The sequence below is a fragment of the Marinobacterium mangrovicola genome, from assembly GCF_004339595.1.
GTDB lineage: Bacteria > Pseudomonadota > Gammaproteobacteria > Pseudomonadales > Balneatricaceae > Marinobacterium_D > Marinobacterium_D mangrovicola.
Genome location: NZ_SMFU01000007.1, coordinates 401,981 through 419,529 on the forward strand (window position 1 = coordinate 401,981; position 17,549 = coordinate 419,529).

Below are 17,549 nucleotides of genomic sequence, written 5' to 3' on the forward strand. Positions count from 1 at the left end.
GAACCACAGATGAACCAACGGACCATGTGTTTCCAGGCCGGGTATTCCTTTATCCAGGCCGGGTTTGAGCAAAGATTTCGGGGGCAGGGCCGCCTGGTCAGGCCATCCTGAAACCGACTTTTAGTACCACCTGGTAGTGGGCGATGGTGCCATCCTGTATATGGCCACGCATCTCTTTGACCTCCCACCAGTTCAGATGTTCGTGCTGTTTTGCCGCATCGGCAATAGCACCGCGAATCGCATCGTCATAACTGCTGGTGGATGAGCCTGCGATCTCGATAATTTGGTAGCTATGTTCAGACATATATCGAGCTCCTCTAATTTACCGGGTTAACGGCAGATAGCCAAGTTCGGGGGTGCCTACTTTTGTAGTATAGACGCAAATTAGAGACAGCCAAGATTTTGCCATTCTTGAGTCCCTTCGCGCCAGTCCCTATGATCCAAACAAATCTCATAAAAGGCTAAAACGGCAGGATGCGCACTAGAATTTTACTCTCGATCCTTACTTTGGCGTTGGCAGGGTGCCAACTCAAACCGGCGGTGGATCAGGAGCTCCTTTATCAGCGTGGATTGGTAACTCAGGAGTCCGGCGAATTTCGTTTCAGGCTATGTCGTGATCGGCAGTGGTACAGCCTTGAAAGTCCGCCCGAGTCACTTGTGGAGCAGTACGCCAGAGCGACGCAGAGCCAGGAGGGACTCTCTGTCTATGTCGAGGGCTGGGGTGTTGGCAGTGCCGTCGGCTGGCAGTTGCTGCAGCCAAGGGTAATCGGCGGCGACTTGAACAGCTGTCGTGAAACGGCAGAGGGGGCAGACCTCAGGGCCTTTGGTGTCAATCCTAACTGGGTGGCGGATCTGAGCGAGACCAAGTTCGTGCTCAGAGAAGCGGAGCGCCTGCGTACGCTGGGGTTTTCCGATCTGCAGTTCATCCGCGAGGGCAATATGTGGCGCTGGCTGGGTGATGTGAAATGGGGGCGTCAAACACTGAACGCCGAATTGATGGTCTACAAGCGTCCATGCTTTGACAACACCGGTACCTGGTACTTCCTGAGCGCAGAACTCTACATGGAAGGGGACCTGTTTAGAGGGTGCGCGCGCTACGGAGATCTGGGGCGTCTGGATCTGGCATCACGCTACTCGACCCCGCCCAATACTTATCTGCGCGATCTTTATCTGCTGTTGCGGGCCGATGGTCGCGCCCGTCTGGTGATCGACAGCCACAACGCAGATCAGTCTCTGGATGTGCGAACCGGCAGTTGGCGTCGTATGAGCAGCGGACGACTGCTGGTGGAGACGGAGCGCGATGGCAACGATGACGATACGCTGCTCTGGTCGGTGGAGGCGGATGGTTCCATCCGCCTGCTTACGGACGATCCAAATTTCGGCCGTGGGCTGCAGCTGGTCAGAACCGGCACGCCGTTGCAGTGGCCGCAGGAGCGGGGGCTCAGTCTGCCCTGAGGTTGGCGACGGAGATTAATCTTTCAGCAGTAGCGATTTGGCTTCATTGATTCTGGCGGCCAGCCAGGTGCTGCCGCCCCGGTCTGGATGGTTGCGCTGCATCAGCCGGCGATGGGCATCGATGATCTCCTCTCGGCTCGCGCCCGGTTCCAAGCCAAGTATCTCCAGCGCTTCGTCGCGGCTCATGTTACCGCCCAGATCGCTGTCAGCGGTCTGATCACCACCACCCTGGTCATCAGCGCGCCACTCGCTGCCAAAGCGCTTGTCCAGGTAGGTCTCAAGCAGCCTTGCCGAGTCGGTATCGCTGGCGCGGCACTCTTTCAGCAGTTGCAAAAACTCCTCTTTATCGAGACTGCTCAGCGCGCGCCCCTGCAGGGTGCCGCTTAAAACCTCGCCGTCCATGGCGCCGGAGTCATGGTTCAGTGTCATCAGTAGCATCTGGCTGCGCACACTGGATTGTTTACCGCTTTGACCGCTGCGGCGCCGATTGGCACTGAAGATGCGTTGCAGGAAGGGAAGCAGTCGCAGCAGCAGTGGCAGCAGGCGTTGCGCGAAGGGCAGCATGATCGCCAGCAGCGCACCCAGCCAGTGGAGTTTGCCGGTAATGGCGAGGAACAGCAGACCCAGGAAAATCATCAGCAGCGCCACTTTCAGAGCCGCGCGGGTCCGGTTTGCCGGTGGCTGGTTTTTCAGCCAGAGCAGTCCAGCGCCGGCGATGATTGCCAGCAGTACCAAGCCAAGTGGGTTCACAGGGTCTCCATTCCTTTCATGAGTTTGAGTGCGTTAACGATCGAGCTGATGGGTGAGGGCGAGTAGCTCGCGATTGTTTCGGGCCAGGTTTTCCAGTGCCTCGATGCCACCGGTGGCATAGACGGCGGCAGCGGCTAGCAGTTGCTTCAGGCGATGGGCACTGTTCAGGTCAAAACGGGCAAAGGCGCCACCGGAGAGGCGCGCCAGTTGCTCAAACAGCAAGCGGCCGTGGGGATCATCACCCTCGTGAAAGCAGAATAGCGGGATCCCCAGCAGGCCCAGTTCGCCGGCCAGTTCGCACAGCGGATCCAGCGGTTCTTCGCAGCAGTCGCCAATCAATACGACCACGTTGATCGGGTGATTACGATGTTCGCGCAGGGCGTGCTCGAGCACCCGGCCGATCTGGGTGTGGCCACCCAGGCAGCTGACTCCGTTCATCTCCTGTAGCAGTGCTTCGGGCCGGGCGACCCAGTTGCTGTAGTGAAACTCGCGGTAGCCGCGGTAGTAGCAAAGCTGCACCTGCAGTGCGCCGCTGTTGCCGCTGGCGAGAAACATTTCACTGTGCAGGCTGCAGGCGTGATCCCAGGTAGGGCTGCGGCTGGCTGTGGCATCCATGGCGAACAGCAGGCGTGCGCTTTGACCCGCATAGGGCGCCAGGTCTTTTGCCTGATTCAGAAAGGCGTCTATCTCTTTGCTATCGGATACCGTCTTCAGCGATTTCCCCATGACTCCACCCGGTCGGACTGAATATCTGTTCTCAGTTTAGACCGGGTGGCTTTGCAGTCATACCCCCGGGTCAGTCTGCCTGGCTTGGCGGCTGGCGTACCATCTGGGGGAGATCACCGATATAGCGTTGCCGTTTGCGGGCTTTCACCTGCTGGGTATCGACCAGAACCAGACCGTCTACGCAGAAGTTAAAGTCGGCATCGACACCAAAATCGAGGAAACGCACGCCGCCGGGTTCACACAGCTCGCTGTACTGCTTATACAGGGTCGGTACTGATACGCCGAGAAACTCCAGCTGCGCCTTCAAAATGGCAAAGTCGGTGCTGTAGTCCTGGCCGTCAAAGATACGGCGCATCTCTGCATCGGTGTCACTGTCAATCACATAGGGGTTTTTAGAGCGGCCCAGTCCCTGGGTGTCGGGGAAATAGTGCCGATAGAACCAGACCAGAAGATCGCGGGCGCGTTTCGGATAGCTGTTGCTCAGGCTGACCGGACCAAACAGGTAACGAATCTCCGGATGGCGTCGCAGGTAGGCACCGATCCCGTACCAGAGATAATCGAGGCTGCGGCGGCCCCAGTAGCGCGGCTGCACAAAGCTACGGCCCAATTCGATGCCCTGGGCCAGGTAGGGTTTCATGGCCTCGTTATAACTGAACAGGCTGGCGCTGTAGAGCGACTGCTTGCTGCCGGGCTCGGCCAACCGATAGGCGCCGGCGATCTCCAGGTCATCTTCGTCCCAGAGGATCAGGTGCTTATAGTGACGGTCATAGTTGTCCAGATCCTGACGAGCGCCGGTGCCTTCGCCGACACAGCGAAACGCCACCTCGCGCAGGCGCCCGATCTCGGCCATCACGGCAGAATCGCTGCGATAGTCGAACAGGTAGATCTTTTTGCCATCAGCAGTCTGGCCAAGCTGCTCGGCATGGCGCAGCTCCTGTTTAAGTAGCTGTCGGTTCTGCGGGTGGGCGATGGTCTTTTCGGTCTTGAATAGTGGCGATTTATTGCGGGCGATACGGTAGAGATGTTTCTTCAGCAGCTTTGCCTTGATCTTGCTGGCCACCGGCAGGGTATCGAGCTGGCTGAATGGAATGGTCTCGCCGATCCGAATCGGCAGGGTACGTTCGCGCTTGTTGAACATCTCCTGGGCGAGCAGCAGCGTGGACATCGACTTTTTCAGCGTCGACAGGCCATAGAACAGCGCCGAGTTTTTGCCGCCCACATGGATCGGCAGAATCGGCGCATTGCTGCGGCGGGCAAACATCAGGAAGCCGCTGTTCCAGGGGCCATCCTTGATGCCGGTAAAGCCGGCACGGGACACCTCGCCGGCGGGGAATACGATGACCGCTTCTTCGTTACGCAGGCAGTCGACGATGCGGGCAATGTCTTTCTTGCGAGTGCCCTTGCCCAGGTTATCGACCGGCAGAAACAGGTTTTGCAGCGGATCAAAGTGCATCAGCACATCGTTCGCGATGATGCGCACATCGCGGCGAACCTCGCCGACCAGCTTCAGCAGCGCGAGGCCATCCAGTGCTCCCAGCGGGTGGTTGGCAACGATAACCACGCGGCCGCTGGAGGGGATGTTGATCCGCTCTTTGGCGGAGACGCTGTAACTGAAGTTGAAGTAGTCGAGCACCCGGTCGATAAACTCAAACCCGGTGACTTCCCGGTTATCTTCCAGAAAGCGGTTGATCTCGCCTTCGCGCACCAAGCGGCGCAGGCAGAAAAGGGTGGAGCGGCGGACCGGGGAGGGCTTGGTCGCGAACCCCGGATATTTGCTGAGGAGAACCTGTTCTACGTTGATCTGCATCTCTCGTCCCGGCACTGTTACATGACGGCGACGAGGATAAGACGATCAAGTGACGTCGGCTTGACGTTAGCGTGACAGAGCGATGACGGCTAGGCTAAGGGGGTGGCTAATCTTCCTCTCGCATCGCTTGTTCCCAGAGATCCTGCTCACCATCTCTGCGTCCGCGGCTCTGTCTGCGGTCTTTTTTACCCGGCTCAAAACGGATCTCTTCGCGGCGTTCTTCCTGTACTCTGCGGTCGGGTGTGTGTCTGCGCTCACGGCCATGCCATTCATTTTCAGTGGTCATGTTCTCTCTCCGATAGCGATTATTTCTTATTTACATTGGTCCTATCCTCAGGATAGTTTCAAATGTATTAAGTGTGCCAACGGGAGATCAATATGGATGTATCAGATACCCTTGCCGCGGAGCTTAGGGCGCGATTTGAGGCGTTGGAGCCGGATCTCAGATTCAGGGATGAAGCCCAGGCGATGCATGCCTGCGAACTGGCGCTGCACTCGTTGCTGGCGGGAACCTACGGTGTAGGTGCGCTGCTGATGGATGACCGACACCGGGTGTGGGCCGAGTCGGGCAATGAGGTGCTTAGCGGTCGTTTCGACTCTGCGGCTCACGCGGAGATGCGCGCGTTCGATCAGCTGGAAGCCAGGGAGAATACGCCTCCGAGCCAGACGCTGAGTCTGCTGGTGACATTGGAGCCTTGCCCCATGTGTCTGAGCCGTGCCCTGTATGCCGGTGTTGGCGAGATTGTCTATCTGGTGGAGGATGGCGAGGGCGGCATGGCGCATCTCAGGGATCACCTGCCGCCGGCGCTGAAAGAGCTGGCCCAGCTGTGCCACTTCCGCCGAGCCGATGTCAGTGATCCATTGCGGGATCTGGCCGAGAGCCTGAGCCGGGCGGGGCTGCAGGCTCACCGCGAAGAGCTGATGCACAAACGGGCGAGCTGAAGGTCAGCGCACCGCCGCACCGCCTTGGCTGGTTGCGTGTTACTTGCGAGTCAGTGGAGTTGTTTCGAAGGATACCCCGTTCCAGCCGGACTTCATGAAGTTGCGGATGTTGCCGTGGTCGTTTCCTTCAGGCGTGCCCAGCACGTCCTGGTAGAAGCGGCCGAAGCAGCGCAGAGTTTGCTCTTCGCTTAGCGCCATCAACTGGCCGAAGGCCAGGATTTTGCAGGAGCCTGCGTTCTGGCCCGCTTCGTTTTCCTGGTCGCCATTTTTGAAAGCGGCCGGGGTGTAATCGAAGTGCTCGTCGATCACCTGCATGCTGTCTTCAAACTCAACGGCCTGGTTGTTTTTCAGGGCTTCTACCAGCTGTTCCGGTGTCATCATTAATCCTTGTTCTGTGTTGTAAGTGTTGGGTTGTCAGTGGGGTTGTCAGTGCTTGTTAAGCGTTGTTATTAGCGCTTGAGCGTTGTGAGCAGTTCGGCGCTACCGATATTTAGTTCCAGCAGACGGTTAATCAATGCCGTCAGTGGTGTGTTAATTCCCAGTTTTTCGCCGCGAGAGAGCACCGCGCCGGAAATGCCATCGAGCTCCAGCGGCCGGCCTTTTTCACGATCGACCAGCATCGAGGTTTTGATCGCGTCGAAGCCGCAGATCAGTTCAAACATCTCTTCAACGTCCTTTTCTCCAAGCGCTACGCCGTCGGCGATTCCCACGGCTGCTGTTTCGGTCATCACTGCGTGGATGATAGGGCGGAGCACCGGGTCCGATGTGAGGCTACGGGTATCAAGCCCGGTGAGGGCTGAAAGCGGGTTCATGCTGTTGTTGATCAGCAGCTTGCGCCATAGCTCGTAGCGGATATCCGGGCTGACCTGAGTGGGAATGTCAGCTTCGTTTAACAGCAGCGACAACTTCTTTGCGAACGCGTCTGTCGAGGGCTGTGCGGTGCTATCCGGCCAGGCGCCCATCACGATCTGTGCCGGGCCGGTGGCTTCAATGATTCCAGGTTCGAGAATATGACCGCCGATGCGCACCGCCAGACCGCCCAAGGTGCGCGCATCACCTATTGTGTTGGCGATGAGTGGTTCATTGTCCACGCCGTTTTGCAGGGAGAGCAGAATCAGTTGGGAGTCGTTTAGCCAGGCGTTGAGTTGCTCCATCGTCTCAGTGGTCGCGCCGCCTTTCAGGCAGAACAGAACGAGGTCAAATTCGGCGGCGCTACGCTCCCTGATGAGGGTGGCCAGGTTGATGGCGTCAACCGCACCGGTGAAGTGAAGCTCGGGATGCCGGACCTCAAGTCCGTTGGTCTGGAGCGCCTCAAGGTGCTTGCCACGGGCGACAAAGGTGCAGGAATGGCCGGCCTCAAGCAGGCGCGCACCGTAATAGCAGCCGATACCACCGGCGCCAAGAATCAGAAATTTCATGCCTGGAAGTTCCCTCTAGGTATGCTCCATACGCGGGGTTTGATCTGCTCGCCCGTCGCACAGGAAGAACCATTTTCACTATGGGATCGTATTCAGCCTAAAAACGGTGTTTGGATCAACCTCAGAGGCAGAGATGCAGTTATGAAAATTACCCTGGAGCAGCTGATCGCAGGAAAGGTGCAGCGTCTATTTCTACGCTCGTTTGAAAACGGTCTTTACCTCACGGAGGTAGAAACCTCCCAAGGGCAGTTTACTGTGTGCGATGCTGCGGGGTTGCCGCTGAAGTTTCGCAGTCAACTGGACGCGAAAAAATCGTTTAAAGGGTTAGGGATCACTGATACCTGGCTGGTGCAGGAATCTGCCTATAACGAGATGATCGGGATGCCGACGGGCCGGGTTGAGCCGCTTAAGGTGAAGCTGCTCAACCCGGATCAGGATCTCTCCTAGCAGTGAGCCAGGACCTTACATGATCCGCATGCCGGGCTGTGCGCCCTCATGCGGTTCGAGGATCCAGAGGTCCTTGCCGCCGGGGCCGGCCGCCAGGACCATGCCTTCAGACATGCCGAACTTCATTTTACGCGGCGCCAGGTTAGCCACCATAACGGTTAGCTTGCCTTCCAGGTCTTCCGGTTTGTAGGCGGACTTGATGCCGGCGAAGACATTGCGGGTCTCGTCGCCAAGATCCAGCGTCAGTCGTAGCAGTTTATCCGCGCCTTCCACGTGCTCTGCCTTGGCGATGCGCGCGACGCGCAGGTCGACCTTGGCAAAGTCGCCAAACTCGATGGTATCTGCGATCGGCTCCTTGGCCGGCTTCTCTGCCTGCTTTTTCGGAGCGACTTTCTGCGCGGCTTCCAGGTTCTGGCGTGAATCCTCGATCACTTTTTCGATCGCTTCCGGCTCAACACGCTGCATCAGCGGCTTGAATTTGTTGATCTTGTGGCCAAGCAGCGGTTTCTCGATCGCATCCCAGGCAAAGCCATCGATGTTGAGGAACTGGGCTGCATCTTCAGCGACCTTCGGCAGAATCGGAGCGAGGTAGCTGATGATCACGCGGAACAGGTTGATACCCAAGGTGCAGCAGGCCTGAACTTCGGACTCGCGGCCTTCCTGCTTCGCCAGAACCCAGGGCTCGGCGTTGTCGATGTACTGGTTGGCCTTGTCCGCCAGGTGCATGATTTCACGCATGGCGCGGCCGTACTCACGCTTCTCATAGGCGTCGGCGATGCTGCGACCAGCGGCAACAGCCTCGTTGTAAAGGGCTGCGTTGGTCAGTTCGCTATCCAGTTCGCCATCGAACTTCTTCTGGATAAAGCCGGCGCAGCGGCTGGCGATATTCACGACCTTGTTAACCAGATCGGAGTTCACGCGGAAGCGGAAATCTTCCAGGCTGAGGTCGATATCGTCCACGCCGGAGCCGAGCTTGGCAGCAAAGTAGTAGCGCAGGTATTCCGGGCGCAGGTGCTTCAGATAGGTTTCCGCCATGATGAAGGTGCCGCGCGACTTGGACATCTTCTGGCCGTTTACGGTGAGGAATCCGTGGCAGAATACGCCGGTCGGCGTGCGGAAACCGGCACCCTGCAGCATCGCAGGCCAGAACAGGGTGTGGAAGTAGGCAATATCCTTACCGATGAAATGGTATAGCTCGGCGTCGGTGCCCGGCTTCCAGTATTCGTCGAAATCCACGCCGTTGCGGTCGCACCAGTTTTTGAAGCTGGCCATGTAGCCGATCGGCGCATCCAGCCAGACGTAGAAGTACTTGCCTTCGGCGCCCGGGATTTCAAAGCCCCAGTAGGGTGCGTCACGGGAGATATCCCACTGCTGCAAGCCAGATTCGAACCACTCGTTAAGCTTGTGGATCATCTGTGTCTGCACATGCTCGCTGACCCAGGACTTCAGGAAGTCTTCGAAATCACCCAGCTTGAAGAAGAAGTGCTCGGAATCTTTCTCGATCGGTGTGGCACCGGAGATGGCGGAGTAGGCGTTCTTCAGCTCGGTGGGCTGGTAGGTCGCTCCGCAGGCTTCGCAGGAGTCGCCATACTGATCAGCAGCGCCACACTTCGGACATTCACCCTTGATGAAACGGTCCGGCAGGAACATCTTCTTCTCAGGGTCGAACGCCTGGGTGATGGTGCGGCGGGCAATATGACCGGCATCATGCAGGCGCTGATAAATCAGCGTCGCGAATTCCCGGTTCTCTTCCGAGTGGGTAGAGTAATAGTTATCGAAGCCGACCATGAAACCGGCGAAGTCGCGCTGATGTTCGCTGCTGACTTTGGCGATCAGCTCTTCCGGGGATAGCCCCATCTGATTGGCCTTGAGCATGATCGGTGTGCCATGGGCATCGTCAGCGCAGACATAGGTACACTGGTGGCCGCGCTGTTTCTGGAAGCGAACCCAGATATCGGTCTGGATATATTCCACCAGATGACCCAGATGGATAGGGCCGTTGGCATAGGGCAGGGCACTGGTAACGAGTATTTTGCGCTTGCTGTCGGTCATCGGACGCTCAAAAACCTGTTCGTGGAGTAGAATTCAAGGCGCCCGATTCTACGCCGGTTTGACGGGTTTATGAAGGTATTCGCCCGGTAGAACAGGACGTTTGCGTAGCTTGCAACTAGGATGACCGATAGACCGGCGCTTTCGGTTGGGTTATTAAGATAGGTTTTAGCGCGGAAGCAGGGATAAGCGATGGCGACAGTGGTTTACCTGGATTATATCGATGAGACGTTGTTCGACCCTCTGGATCTCCTTGGCTGGCGCTGCAAACTGGCGACCGGCGAAGCGCAGCTGCTGGAGCTGATCGCCGATAGCTCGGTGGATGTGGTTATCTTGCGGGTCGAGGGCGATAACCTCGATGCGCTGACTTTTGCCCGAAAGGTTGCTTCTGCGCGGCCCGATCTGGTGCGTATGCTGCTCTCCTGGAGCCCCAGCGCGCGCTATATCACTGAAGCCAATGATGTGCTCGACGCGGCCTTGCCGGCCCAGTGTGACCCGGCGCAGGTGTCTCATGCCATTGAGCGGGTGCAGAATGTCAAAAGCAGGATCTTCGCCCGTAAGTTCGATACGGTGGCCGCTTTTCTGAACGATATCCCGCCGCTGCCACCGCAGGTTGAAGCACTCAACGCGATGATCGATGCGCGGTTCAACGATAATACCGCACCGGTCGCGCCGCTGTTCAAAGGCCAGGTAGACTACATGAAAGCGGTGATGGAACTGGTCAATAACCCGCTCTTTGGTAGTAAGAAACTGATCTTCAGTGTGGCCGATGCGATGAAGCTGGTCGGGCTTCGAACCTTTCGCGATCTCTGCATTCTGGTGCATGTGCAGCGTATTCTGCCCCAGCCAGCAGGCTTCGACGGCTTCTCTTTTGAGGCTTCGCTGCAGCGCTCGCTGCGTTGCGGCAAGCTGGCAGAGCAGCTGGCGAGAACAGTGGGTTCTGATCGGGTTCACGCTATTAGCGCCTGTGCCGCAGGCTTTTTTCTCGATATAGGTGCCCGAGCTCTGGTGAGTCTCGATCCGCAGCGCTACTTTCATGTTATGGAGCGCGCCGCCATCCTCAAACAGCCGATCTATGCCGTGGAAAAACTGGAGTACAACCTGACCCAGGGAGAAATGGCTGCGGCGATTCTGAATCGCTGGGGCGTCTCGCCACGTACGGTGCGCGCGGTGCTCTACCATCACGTACCCCAGGCCTCCGATGACAGTGCCTATACAGCGCTGGCCGCCGTTCATTCGGCAGATGCTCTGCTCAAGAGTGTGGCGAATAAGGCTGGCTGCAATTTTGCGGGTCGTTTATCTACCTCCTACCTGGATCAGATCGGCGAAATGGATCGTCGGGCGCACTGGGAAGAGCTCGCAGCCCGGTTCGTCGAACGCCACCGATAAAACGTCGGTAGTAAGCGGTTGGAGACAACAGGGGCGGCTGATAGAATCGCCGCCTGTTTTGCCTGTCTGTCGAGGACCCGATGCCCCTGCCCAAGGTTGAGCCTGCCCAGTATGAAAGCCAGCTAGCTGCGAAACGTGAGCGAATCAGCCGCGATTTTGCCGAGTTTGAGCTGCCCGAAATCGATCTCTACCGTTCGCCGACCTCGCATTACCGCATGCGGGCGGAGTTTCGCGTCTGGCATGAGGGTGATGATCTTTACTACGTCATGTTCGAGCCCGGCGACAAGCACGCCAAGATCCGCATCGATGAGTGCCCGATGGTCTCCGAACGGATTCATAACATGATGTTCGAGCTGCTTGACGTGATCCGAGAGGATCCCAAGCTGCGCTTCAAGCTGTTTCAGATCGATTTTCTTAGCACTCTCTCCGGCGAATTATTGGTTAGTCTTCTCTACCACCGTGCCATCGGTGATGAGTGGACGGAGGCCGTGCGCCCGCTGCGGGAGCGTTTTGGCATCAATATCATTGGCCGTTCTCGTAAGAACAAAATTGTACTCGATCAGGATTTTGTGATCGAAAAGCTCGATATCGACGGTCGTGAGTACAGCTACAAGCAGACCGAAAACAGCTTCACCCAGCCTAACGCCGAAGTCTGTCGCCAGATGATTCACTGGGCATTGGATGCGAGCCGCGACGCTGGCGGTGATCTGGTTGAGTTCTACTGCGGTAACGGTAACTTCACCCTGCCACTGGCGCAGAACTTTCGTCGCGTGGTCGCTACCGAGATCTCCAAGGAGTCGGTGCGTTCGGCCCGTTTCAATATCGAGCAGAACGGAATTGAAAATATCGACGTACTACGGATGCCCTCAGAGGATCTTTCGCTGGTGCTCAAGGGTAAAAAGGAAACCCGTAAGGTGCAGGGGCTGGCGCTGGAGGAGTGCGACTTTACCACGGTGCTGGTGGACCCGCCTCGGGCTGGGCTGGATGATGAGACCGTGTCGCAGGTAGTTGAATATCAGCATATCCTCTATATTTCCTGTAACCCTGAGACGTTAAAAGAGAATCTGCGGGATATAACCCGTACTCATCGGATAGAGCGGTTTGCCATATTCGATCAGTTTCCTTATACCGACCACCTGGAGTGCGGTGTCTATTTGACGCGGCGCTGAAACCCGGCATAAACCAACGGAGGGGGCATGACATCCGGTAGCCGTCATCAGGATACAAAGGATAACCCTCTCTGGCGTATCGCCGGTTTTCTACCATTTATTGCCGTTGCCTTTCTCAATGCGACGCTGGATCTGGGTCACAAGATTCTGATTCAGAACACCCTGTTCAAGGCCTACGACGGGCCTGAACAGGTGCTACTCACCGCCGTGGTGAATGCGCTGATCCTGTTGCCTTTCATCCTGCTGTTTACGCCGGCGGGGTTTCTCTCTGACCGTTTTGCCAAACCCAGGGTGATCCGCAATACCGCCGCTGCGGCGATCGGCCTGACCCTGGCGATTACTCTCTGTTATTACCAGGGCTGGTTTGTTCCCGCGTTTGTGATGACCTTCCTGCTGGCCACTCAAAGCGCGCTCTATTCGCCCGCGAAGTATGGCTATATCCGTGAGCTGGTGGGCTCAGACAACCTCAGTAGCGCCAACGGCTGGGTCCAGGCGGCGACGATTATTTCGATACTCGGCGCAATTGTGCTGTTTTCGTTGCTGTTTGAAGCGCGGCTGGCACAGACCGCTCTGGTTGAGAGTACGCCGGCCGATGTGTTGAAACAGATCGCGCCTCTGGGCTGGCTTTTGGTTCTGCTGGCCTGTGTGGAGTGGCTGCTGGCGCTCAGACTTGGCAAAGGGCAGGGGAGGCCCGAGCTGAAGCTCGACCGTGGTGCCTATCTGCGTGGGCAGCTGCTGAGACGCAACCTGAAACGGGTCACCAGCCACCGGCCGATATTCTGGTCTGTGATGGGGTTGGCGCTGTTTTGGTCAATCAGCCAGGTGATGGTGGCGGTCTATCCAGCCTATGTGAAAGCCCATCTTGGCGAACTCAACACCTTTCTTATTCAGGGCGCCATGGCGTTGGCGGGCGTCGGCATCCTGCTGGGTTCGATGCTGGTTGCGCGACTGTCCCGTCATCATATCAACCTGGGTCTGATACCGGCCGGTGCTGTCATTGTCGCCCTGGGGTTGCTCTTCCTGCCCGCCTCGGGCTCGCTGGTGGAAGCCGGGATGATGTTTTTCGCGGTTGGTTTTGGTGGCGCGCTGGCGATTGTGCCGCTGAACGCCCTGATTCAGTTTCATGCGCCGGAAGGGGAGAGCGGTGCGATTCTTGCCGGTAACAACTTCCTGCAGAACGTGGCGATGTTCTCCTGCCTGGTCGCCACAGTGGCTAGTGCCTACCTGGAGGTGCCCGCGCGCATGCTGCTTGTTGTGTTGGCGGTAGCGGCCGCTGTTGCTGCCGTTCTTGCCGTGATCCGCATGCCGGAAGCGCTGATGCGGCTGTTGGTCAGGATGTTGTTGCACCGCTATCGCCTGCGGGTGTTGGGCTTTGAGCATCTGCCCAGAGACGGTACCGGAGCCTTGCTGCTGGGGAATCACATTAGCTGGCTGGATTGGGCGATGGTGCAGTTTGCCTGTCCGCGCCATGTGCACTTCGTCATGGAACGCTCGCTGTATGAACGCTGGTACCTCCGTTGGCTGCTTGACTGTTATCGGGTGATCCCGGTCTCTTCAAGCGGCAGTCGCGAGGCGATGCAGCGGGTGGGTGAGCTGCTGCAACAGGGTAAGGTGGTCTGTGTATTCCCGGAGGGGGCAATAAGCCATAGCGGTCAGCTGGCGCCTTTCAAACGAGGCTTTGAACGCGCAGCCGAGATAGCCGCGGACAGTAACGCCAGGATTATTCCGTTTTATCTGCGTGGCCTTTGGGGCAGTCGTTTTTCCCGCTCAAATGCCCGGCCGAAAATGACCCGGCGGGCCGGCTGGCGGCGTCATGTGATTGTCGCTTTTGGTGCCGAGATGCCGTTAGACAGCAATGCGACCAGTGTGCGTGCGGCGGTCTCCGAACTGTCGATCAGTGCCTGGGCGCGTTACACCGATAGCCTGGAGTCTCTGCCCAGGGCGTTTATTTCAACGGCTCGGGCGGCGCCGGCAGACTGGGCGCTGACCGACCTGGATGGACCAGCCCTGTCTCACCTGAGGGTGTTGACCGCGTCGGTGCTGTTGTCGCGACGTTTGCGGCGCTGTGAGGGGCAGCGAGTAGGCGTGCTCCTCCCGGCTGCGCCTGGCGGTGTTATCGGAAATCTGGCGCTGTTGATGGCCGGTAAGACTCTGGTGCCGCTTAACTACACGGCGCCGGTTGAGGTGTTGCAGAAATGCGCGAAGCGAGCCGGTATCAAAGTCCTGGTCACTTCGTCCCAGTTTCGGAAGCGGCTCAAACAACGAGGCCTGGATATGGAGCCGCTGTTTGATGATCTTGAGGTGGTCGAGCTGGAGAGACTGCGCGGCTCAATTGGCAAAATTGAAGCGGTTTCGACACTAATATCAGCACGTCTGGCGCCGCTATGGTGGCTTAAATTTCGCTACGGTGGTGGCGCTGTGCTGGATGACACCGCCGCGATTCTGTTCTCTTCCGGTAGTGAAGGTACGCCTAAGGGGGTGATGCTGAGTCATCGCAATATTCTCGCGAACGTCAAACAGATCGCCGACGTGTTCAATATTCGTGAGGATGATTGCGTACTCGGCACGTTGCCGACCTTTCATGCCTTTGGCCTCACGGCAACGACGATGATGCCTCTGATAGAAGGCGTCCCCCTGGTTTGTCACCCGGACCCAACGGATGCCGTTAACGTCGCCAAGGCGGTGGCCCGTTGGCGGGCAACACTGCTCTGTGGTACCAGCACCTTTCTGCGCCTTTATGCCCGTAATTCCAAGGTGCTGCCGTCCATGTTCGAGTCATTGCGGCTGGTGGTGGCCGGCGCTGAAAAGCTCTCTCCAAAAGTGCGGGAAACGTTTGAAGCCCGCTTTCGGAAAAAGGTGCTGGAGGGTTACGGCTGTACTGAAACCACGCCGGTGGCGAGCGTTAACCTGCCCGATTATCTGGATACCAACTACTGGACGCTTCAGGTCGGTAACAAGGATGGCACGGTGGGCATGCCGTTGCCCGGCTCCTGGTTCCGGGTGGTGGATCCCGAGTCTTTTGAGCCGCTGCCTGAGGGTGAGGCTGGGATGGTAATGATCGGTGGTACCCAGATTATGCAGGGCTACCTCGACGATCCGGAGCGTACTGCGCAAGTGATCATCGAACAGGATGGCTTGCGCTGGTACGTCACCGGCGATAAAGGCTGGCTCGATGAAAACGGTTTCCTGACCCTGATCGACCGCTACTCCCGCTTTGTGAAGGTTGGCGGTGAGATGATCTCGCTCGGTGCGGTTGAGGAGAAAGCGCGCGCCATCCTTGGGGCTGATACTGCGCTGATGGCCACCGCCATCGAGGACAGCCGTAAGGGGGAACAGGTAGTTCTGATGGTTGAATCCGATGAGGCCGAAGAGATCCCGGCAAGGTTGAGAAACGGCGGTATGGCCGCACTTATGTTACCAGGCAAGGTGCTGTCGGTTGCCGAGTTGCCTTATCTGGGCAGCGGCAAGCCGGATTTCTGCGCCGCCCGAGCCCTGGCGCTGGACTTGTGCCAAGGGGATTCGACATAATACCTGAGTATAAAGGTATGTTTTTAGCCGTAGAATATTGGAGAAATTTGCATGTCAGAGCTGGACCCGAACGCCATCAGGCGTTGTGTAGATACCTGGGTCGATCCCTGGTTGGAGCAGCCGCTGGGTGAAGCCGGTGCGGTTCGCCAGGTTGAATTGTCCGGAGACCAGGTCGTTGTTGCGCTGGAACTGCCTTACGCGGGTGCATGCGAGCATCAGTCTCTGAAAGATGCCCTGACTGAAGCGTTGCAGGGCAGCTGTGGCGTCAGCAATGTCAGCATCGACGTCCAGCAGAAGATCCCCGCCACAGGCTCTGAAAAGCAGCTGCCAGGTCTGGCCGGTGTGCGAAATATTATCGCGATCGCGTCCGGTAAGGGCGGGGTCGGTAAATCCACGACGACGACTAACCTGGCGCTGGCGCTTAAAGCACAGGGCGCGCGGGTTGGTGTGCTGGATGCGGATATCTACGGCCCGAGCCAGGGCATGATGCTCGGTGTTCCCTCCGGCACGCGTCCGCAAACCGCTGAAGATGACAAGTTCTTCCTGCCGGTGGAGAGTCACGGTGTCCAGGTGATGTCGATGAGCTTCCTGGTGGATGACGATACGCCGATGGTCTGGCGCGGTCCCATGGTCAGCGGTGCACTGCAGCAGCTGCTAAACCAGACCAAGTGGAATGATCTCGATTACCTGTTGATCGATATGCCGCCGGGAACCGGTGATATCCAGCTGACCCTGTCCCAGCGCGTGCCTGTATCCGGCGCGGTCATTGTGACCACACCTCAGGATATCGCGTTGCTGGATGCCCGTAAGGGGATCGAAATGTTCCGCAAGGTCGATATCCCCGTGCTGGGAGTGGTCGAGAATATGAGCACTCACATCTGTAGCAATTGCGGTCATGAAGAGGCGGTCTTCGGTGCTGGCGGCGGTGAGAAGCTGTCCCAGGATTACGACTGCAAGCTGCTGGGTCAGCTGCCGCTGACGCTGGCGATCCGTGAACAGTCTGACGGTGGTAAGCCGAGTGTTGTTTCCGATCCTGAAAGTGCTCACGCCCGGCGTTATCTTGAGATCGCCGCACGCCTGTCGGCCAGTCTGGTTAAGAAAGTGGGTAGCGCACCGCGAGGCCCTAAAATCCAGATCTTCGGCGACTGACGCCGCTTTCCACTGACGCACCGCTTTAACGCCACCGGACGAGAGCTTTTCTAGCCCGTCCGGTGCTGGCGTTGGCGTCCCAAAGCGCTGTAGAATGGTGCGCTAATATTCACTCAAGTTCGTTACGCGCAAAGGAAAACATGGGCATTAAGTCAGATAGCTGGGTTCGCCGTATGGCGGAAGAAAAGAAGATGATCGAGCCTTTTGAGCCGGGCCAGGTGCGCCGGGTCAACGATCAGCCTATCGTGTCCTATGGCACATCCAGCTACGGTTACGACGTGCGCTGTGCGGACGAATTCAAGATCTTCACCAACATCAATTCATCGATCGTCGATCCGAAAAACTTCGACGAAAAGAGCTTTGTTGATGTGAAATCCGATGTCTGCATCATTCCTCCCAACTCCTTTGCGCTGGCCCGCACCGTGGAATATTTCCGTATTCCCCGCGATGTGCTGACGATCTGCCTGGGCAAGAGCACCTATGCTCGTTGCGGCATCATCGTTAACGTCACCCCGCTGGAGCCGGAGTGGGAAGGTCACGTGACGCTGGAGTTTTCCAACACCACGCCGTTGCCGGCCAAAATATACGCCCACGAAGGGGTCGCCCAGATGCTGTTTCTGGGGGCTGATGAAGTGTGCGAAACCTCTTATCTCGATCGCAAGGGTAAGTATCAGGGGCAGACCGGCGTCGTCGTTCCCCGTACCTGAGACAATTCACCCG

General features: G+C 57.7%; 16 protein-coding genes. 8 read left to right on the plus strand and 8 right to left on the minus strand.

Annotated elements, in window-relative coordinates:
• Window positions 1-97: 97 nt before the first annotated feature.
• Window positions 98-304, minus strand: coding sequence for a dodecin (locus tag CLV83_RS02685; protein WP_132287139.1), 207 nt, complete (start codon window positions 302-304; stop codon window positions 98-100).
• A 170-nt stretch (window positions 305-474) separates the two neighbouring features.
• On the opposite strand from CLV83_RS02685, the gene CLV83_RS02690 reads away from it, so the two are divergent.
• The gene (locus CLV83_RS02690; RefSeq protein ID WP_132287142.1) at window positions 475-1,455 is read left to right on the plus strand and encodes a hypothetical protein; all 981 of its coding nucleotides are present in this window, start codon (window positions 475-477) and stop codon (window positions 1,453-1,455) included.
• Window positions 1,456-1,470: 15 nt separating this feature from the next.
• On the opposite strand, the gene CLV83_RS02695 is transcribed toward CLV83_RS02690, so the two are convergent.
• The 4 genes from CLV83_RS02695 to CLV83_RS02710 form a co-directional block, all read right to left on the minus strand.
• Window positions 1,471-2,205, minus strand: coding sequence for a J domain-containing protein (locus CLV83_RS02695; protein ID WP_132287145.1), 735 nt, complete (start codon window positions 2,203-2,205; stop codon window positions 1,471-1,473).
• A 33-nt stretch (window positions 2,206-2,238) separates the two neighbouring features.
• Window positions 2,239-2,931, minus strand: coding sequence for a vWA domain-containing protein (locus tag CLV83_RS02700; RefSeq protein WP_132287148.1), 693 nt, complete (start codon window positions 2,929-2,931; stop codon window positions 2,239-2,241).
• 70 nt (window positions 2,932-3,001) lie between these two features.
• Complete coding sequence (olsF, locus tag CLV83_RS02705; RefSeq protein WP_132287151.1) at window positions 3,002-4,738, minus strand: bifunctional ornithine lipid synthase OlsF; 1,737 nt, start codon at window positions 4,736-4,738, stop codon at window positions 3,002-3,004.
• Between the two features lie 106 nt (window positions 4,739-4,844).
• Entirely contained in the window at window positions 4,845-5,024 is a 180-nt protein-coding gene (locus tag CLV83_RS02710; protein ID WP_132287154.1) for a hypothetical protein, read from the minus strand.
• A 92-nt stretch (window positions 5,025-5,116) separates the two neighbouring features.
• Between CLV83_RS02710 and CLV83_RS02715 the strand changes: the two genes are divergently transcribed.
• A complete protein-coding gene (locus CLV83_RS02715) occupies window positions 5,117-5,680 on the plus strand; it encodes a nucleoside deaminase (protein ID WP_132287157.1) in 564 nt (187 codons plus the stop codon).
• Window positions 5,681-5,719: 39 nt separating this feature from the next.
• On the opposite strand, the gene CLV83_RS02720 is transcribed toward CLV83_RS02715, so the two are convergent.
• Both CLV83_RS02720 and CLV83_RS02725 read right to left on the minus strand, forming a co-directional pair.
• Window positions 5,720-6,058 (minus strand): HopJ type III effector protein, encoded by a 339-nt coding sequence (locus CLV83_RS02720; protein WP_132287160.1) that lies wholly within the window; start codon window positions 6,056-6,058, stop codon window positions 5,720-5,722.
• Window positions 6,059-6,129: 71 nt separating this feature from the next.
• Window positions 6,130-7,098, minus strand: a complete 969-nt coding sequence (locus CLV83_RS02725) for a ketopantoate reductase family protein (protein ID WP_132287163.1) — start codon at window positions 7,096-7,098, stop codon at window positions 6,130-6,132.
• Between the two features lie 141 nt (window positions 7,099-7,239).
• Between CLV83_RS02725 and CLV83_RS02730 the strand changes: the two genes are divergently transcribed.
• Window positions 7,240-7,545: a DUF6482 family protein gene (locus CLV83_RS02730; protein ID WP_132287166.1), complete on the plus strand. Its 306-nt coding sequence runs from the start codon at window positions 7,240-7,242 to the stop codon at window positions 7,543-7,545.
• A gap of 15 nt (window positions 7,546-7,560) precedes the next feature.
• Here CLV83_RS02730 and metG read toward each other — a convergent pair whose 3' ends face one another.
• Window positions 7,561-9,597, minus strand: coding sequence for a methionine--tRNA ligase (gene metG / locus CLV83_RS02735; RefSeq protein ID WP_132287169.1), 2,037 nt, complete (start codon window positions 9,595-9,597; stop codon window positions 7,561-7,563).
• Window positions 9,598-9,786: 189 nt separating this feature from the next.
• Here metG and CLV83_RS02740 point away from each other — a divergent pair, with 189 nt between their 5' ends.
• From CLV83_RS02740 to dcd, 5 genes are all read left to right on the plus strand, one after another.
• Window positions 9,787-10,983: an HDOD domain-containing protein gene (locus CLV83_RS02740; RefSeq protein ID WP_132287172.1), complete on the plus strand. Its 1,197-nt coding sequence runs from the start codon at window positions 9,787-9,789 to the stop codon at window positions 10,981-10,983.
• A gap of 80 nt (window positions 10,984-11,063) precedes the next feature.
• On the plus strand, window positions 11,064-12,152 hold the full coding sequence (gene trmA / locus CLV83_RS02745) for a tRNA (uridine(54)-C5)-methyltransferase TrmA (RefSeq protein ID WP_132287175.1): 1,089 nt from the start codon (window positions 11,064-11,066) through the stop codon (window positions 12,150-12,152).
• Window positions 12,153-12,179: 27 nt separating this feature from the next.
• On the plus strand, window positions 12,180-15,680 hold the full coding sequence (locus CLV83_RS02750) for an acyl-[ACP]--phospholipid O-acyltransferase (RefSeq protein WP_132287178.1): 3,501 nt from the start codon (window positions 12,180-12,182) through the stop codon (window positions 15,678-15,680).
• Between the two features lie 51 nt (window positions 15,681-15,731).
• Entirely contained in the window at window positions 15,732-16,829 is a 1,098-nt protein-coding gene (gene apbC / locus CLV83_RS02755) for an iron-sulfur cluster carrier protein ApbC (RefSeq protein ID WP_132287181.1), read from the plus strand.
• Between the two features lie 140 nt (window positions 16,830-16,969).
• Window positions 16,970-17,536 carry a dCTP deaminase gene (dcd, locus tag CLV83_RS02760; RefSeq protein WP_104002608.1) on the plus strand — a complete coding sequence of 189 codons (567 nt, stop codon included), beginning with the start codon at window positions 16,970-16,972 and terminating at the stop codon, window positions 17,534-17,536.
• Window positions 17,537-17,549: the final 13 nt, after the last annotated feature.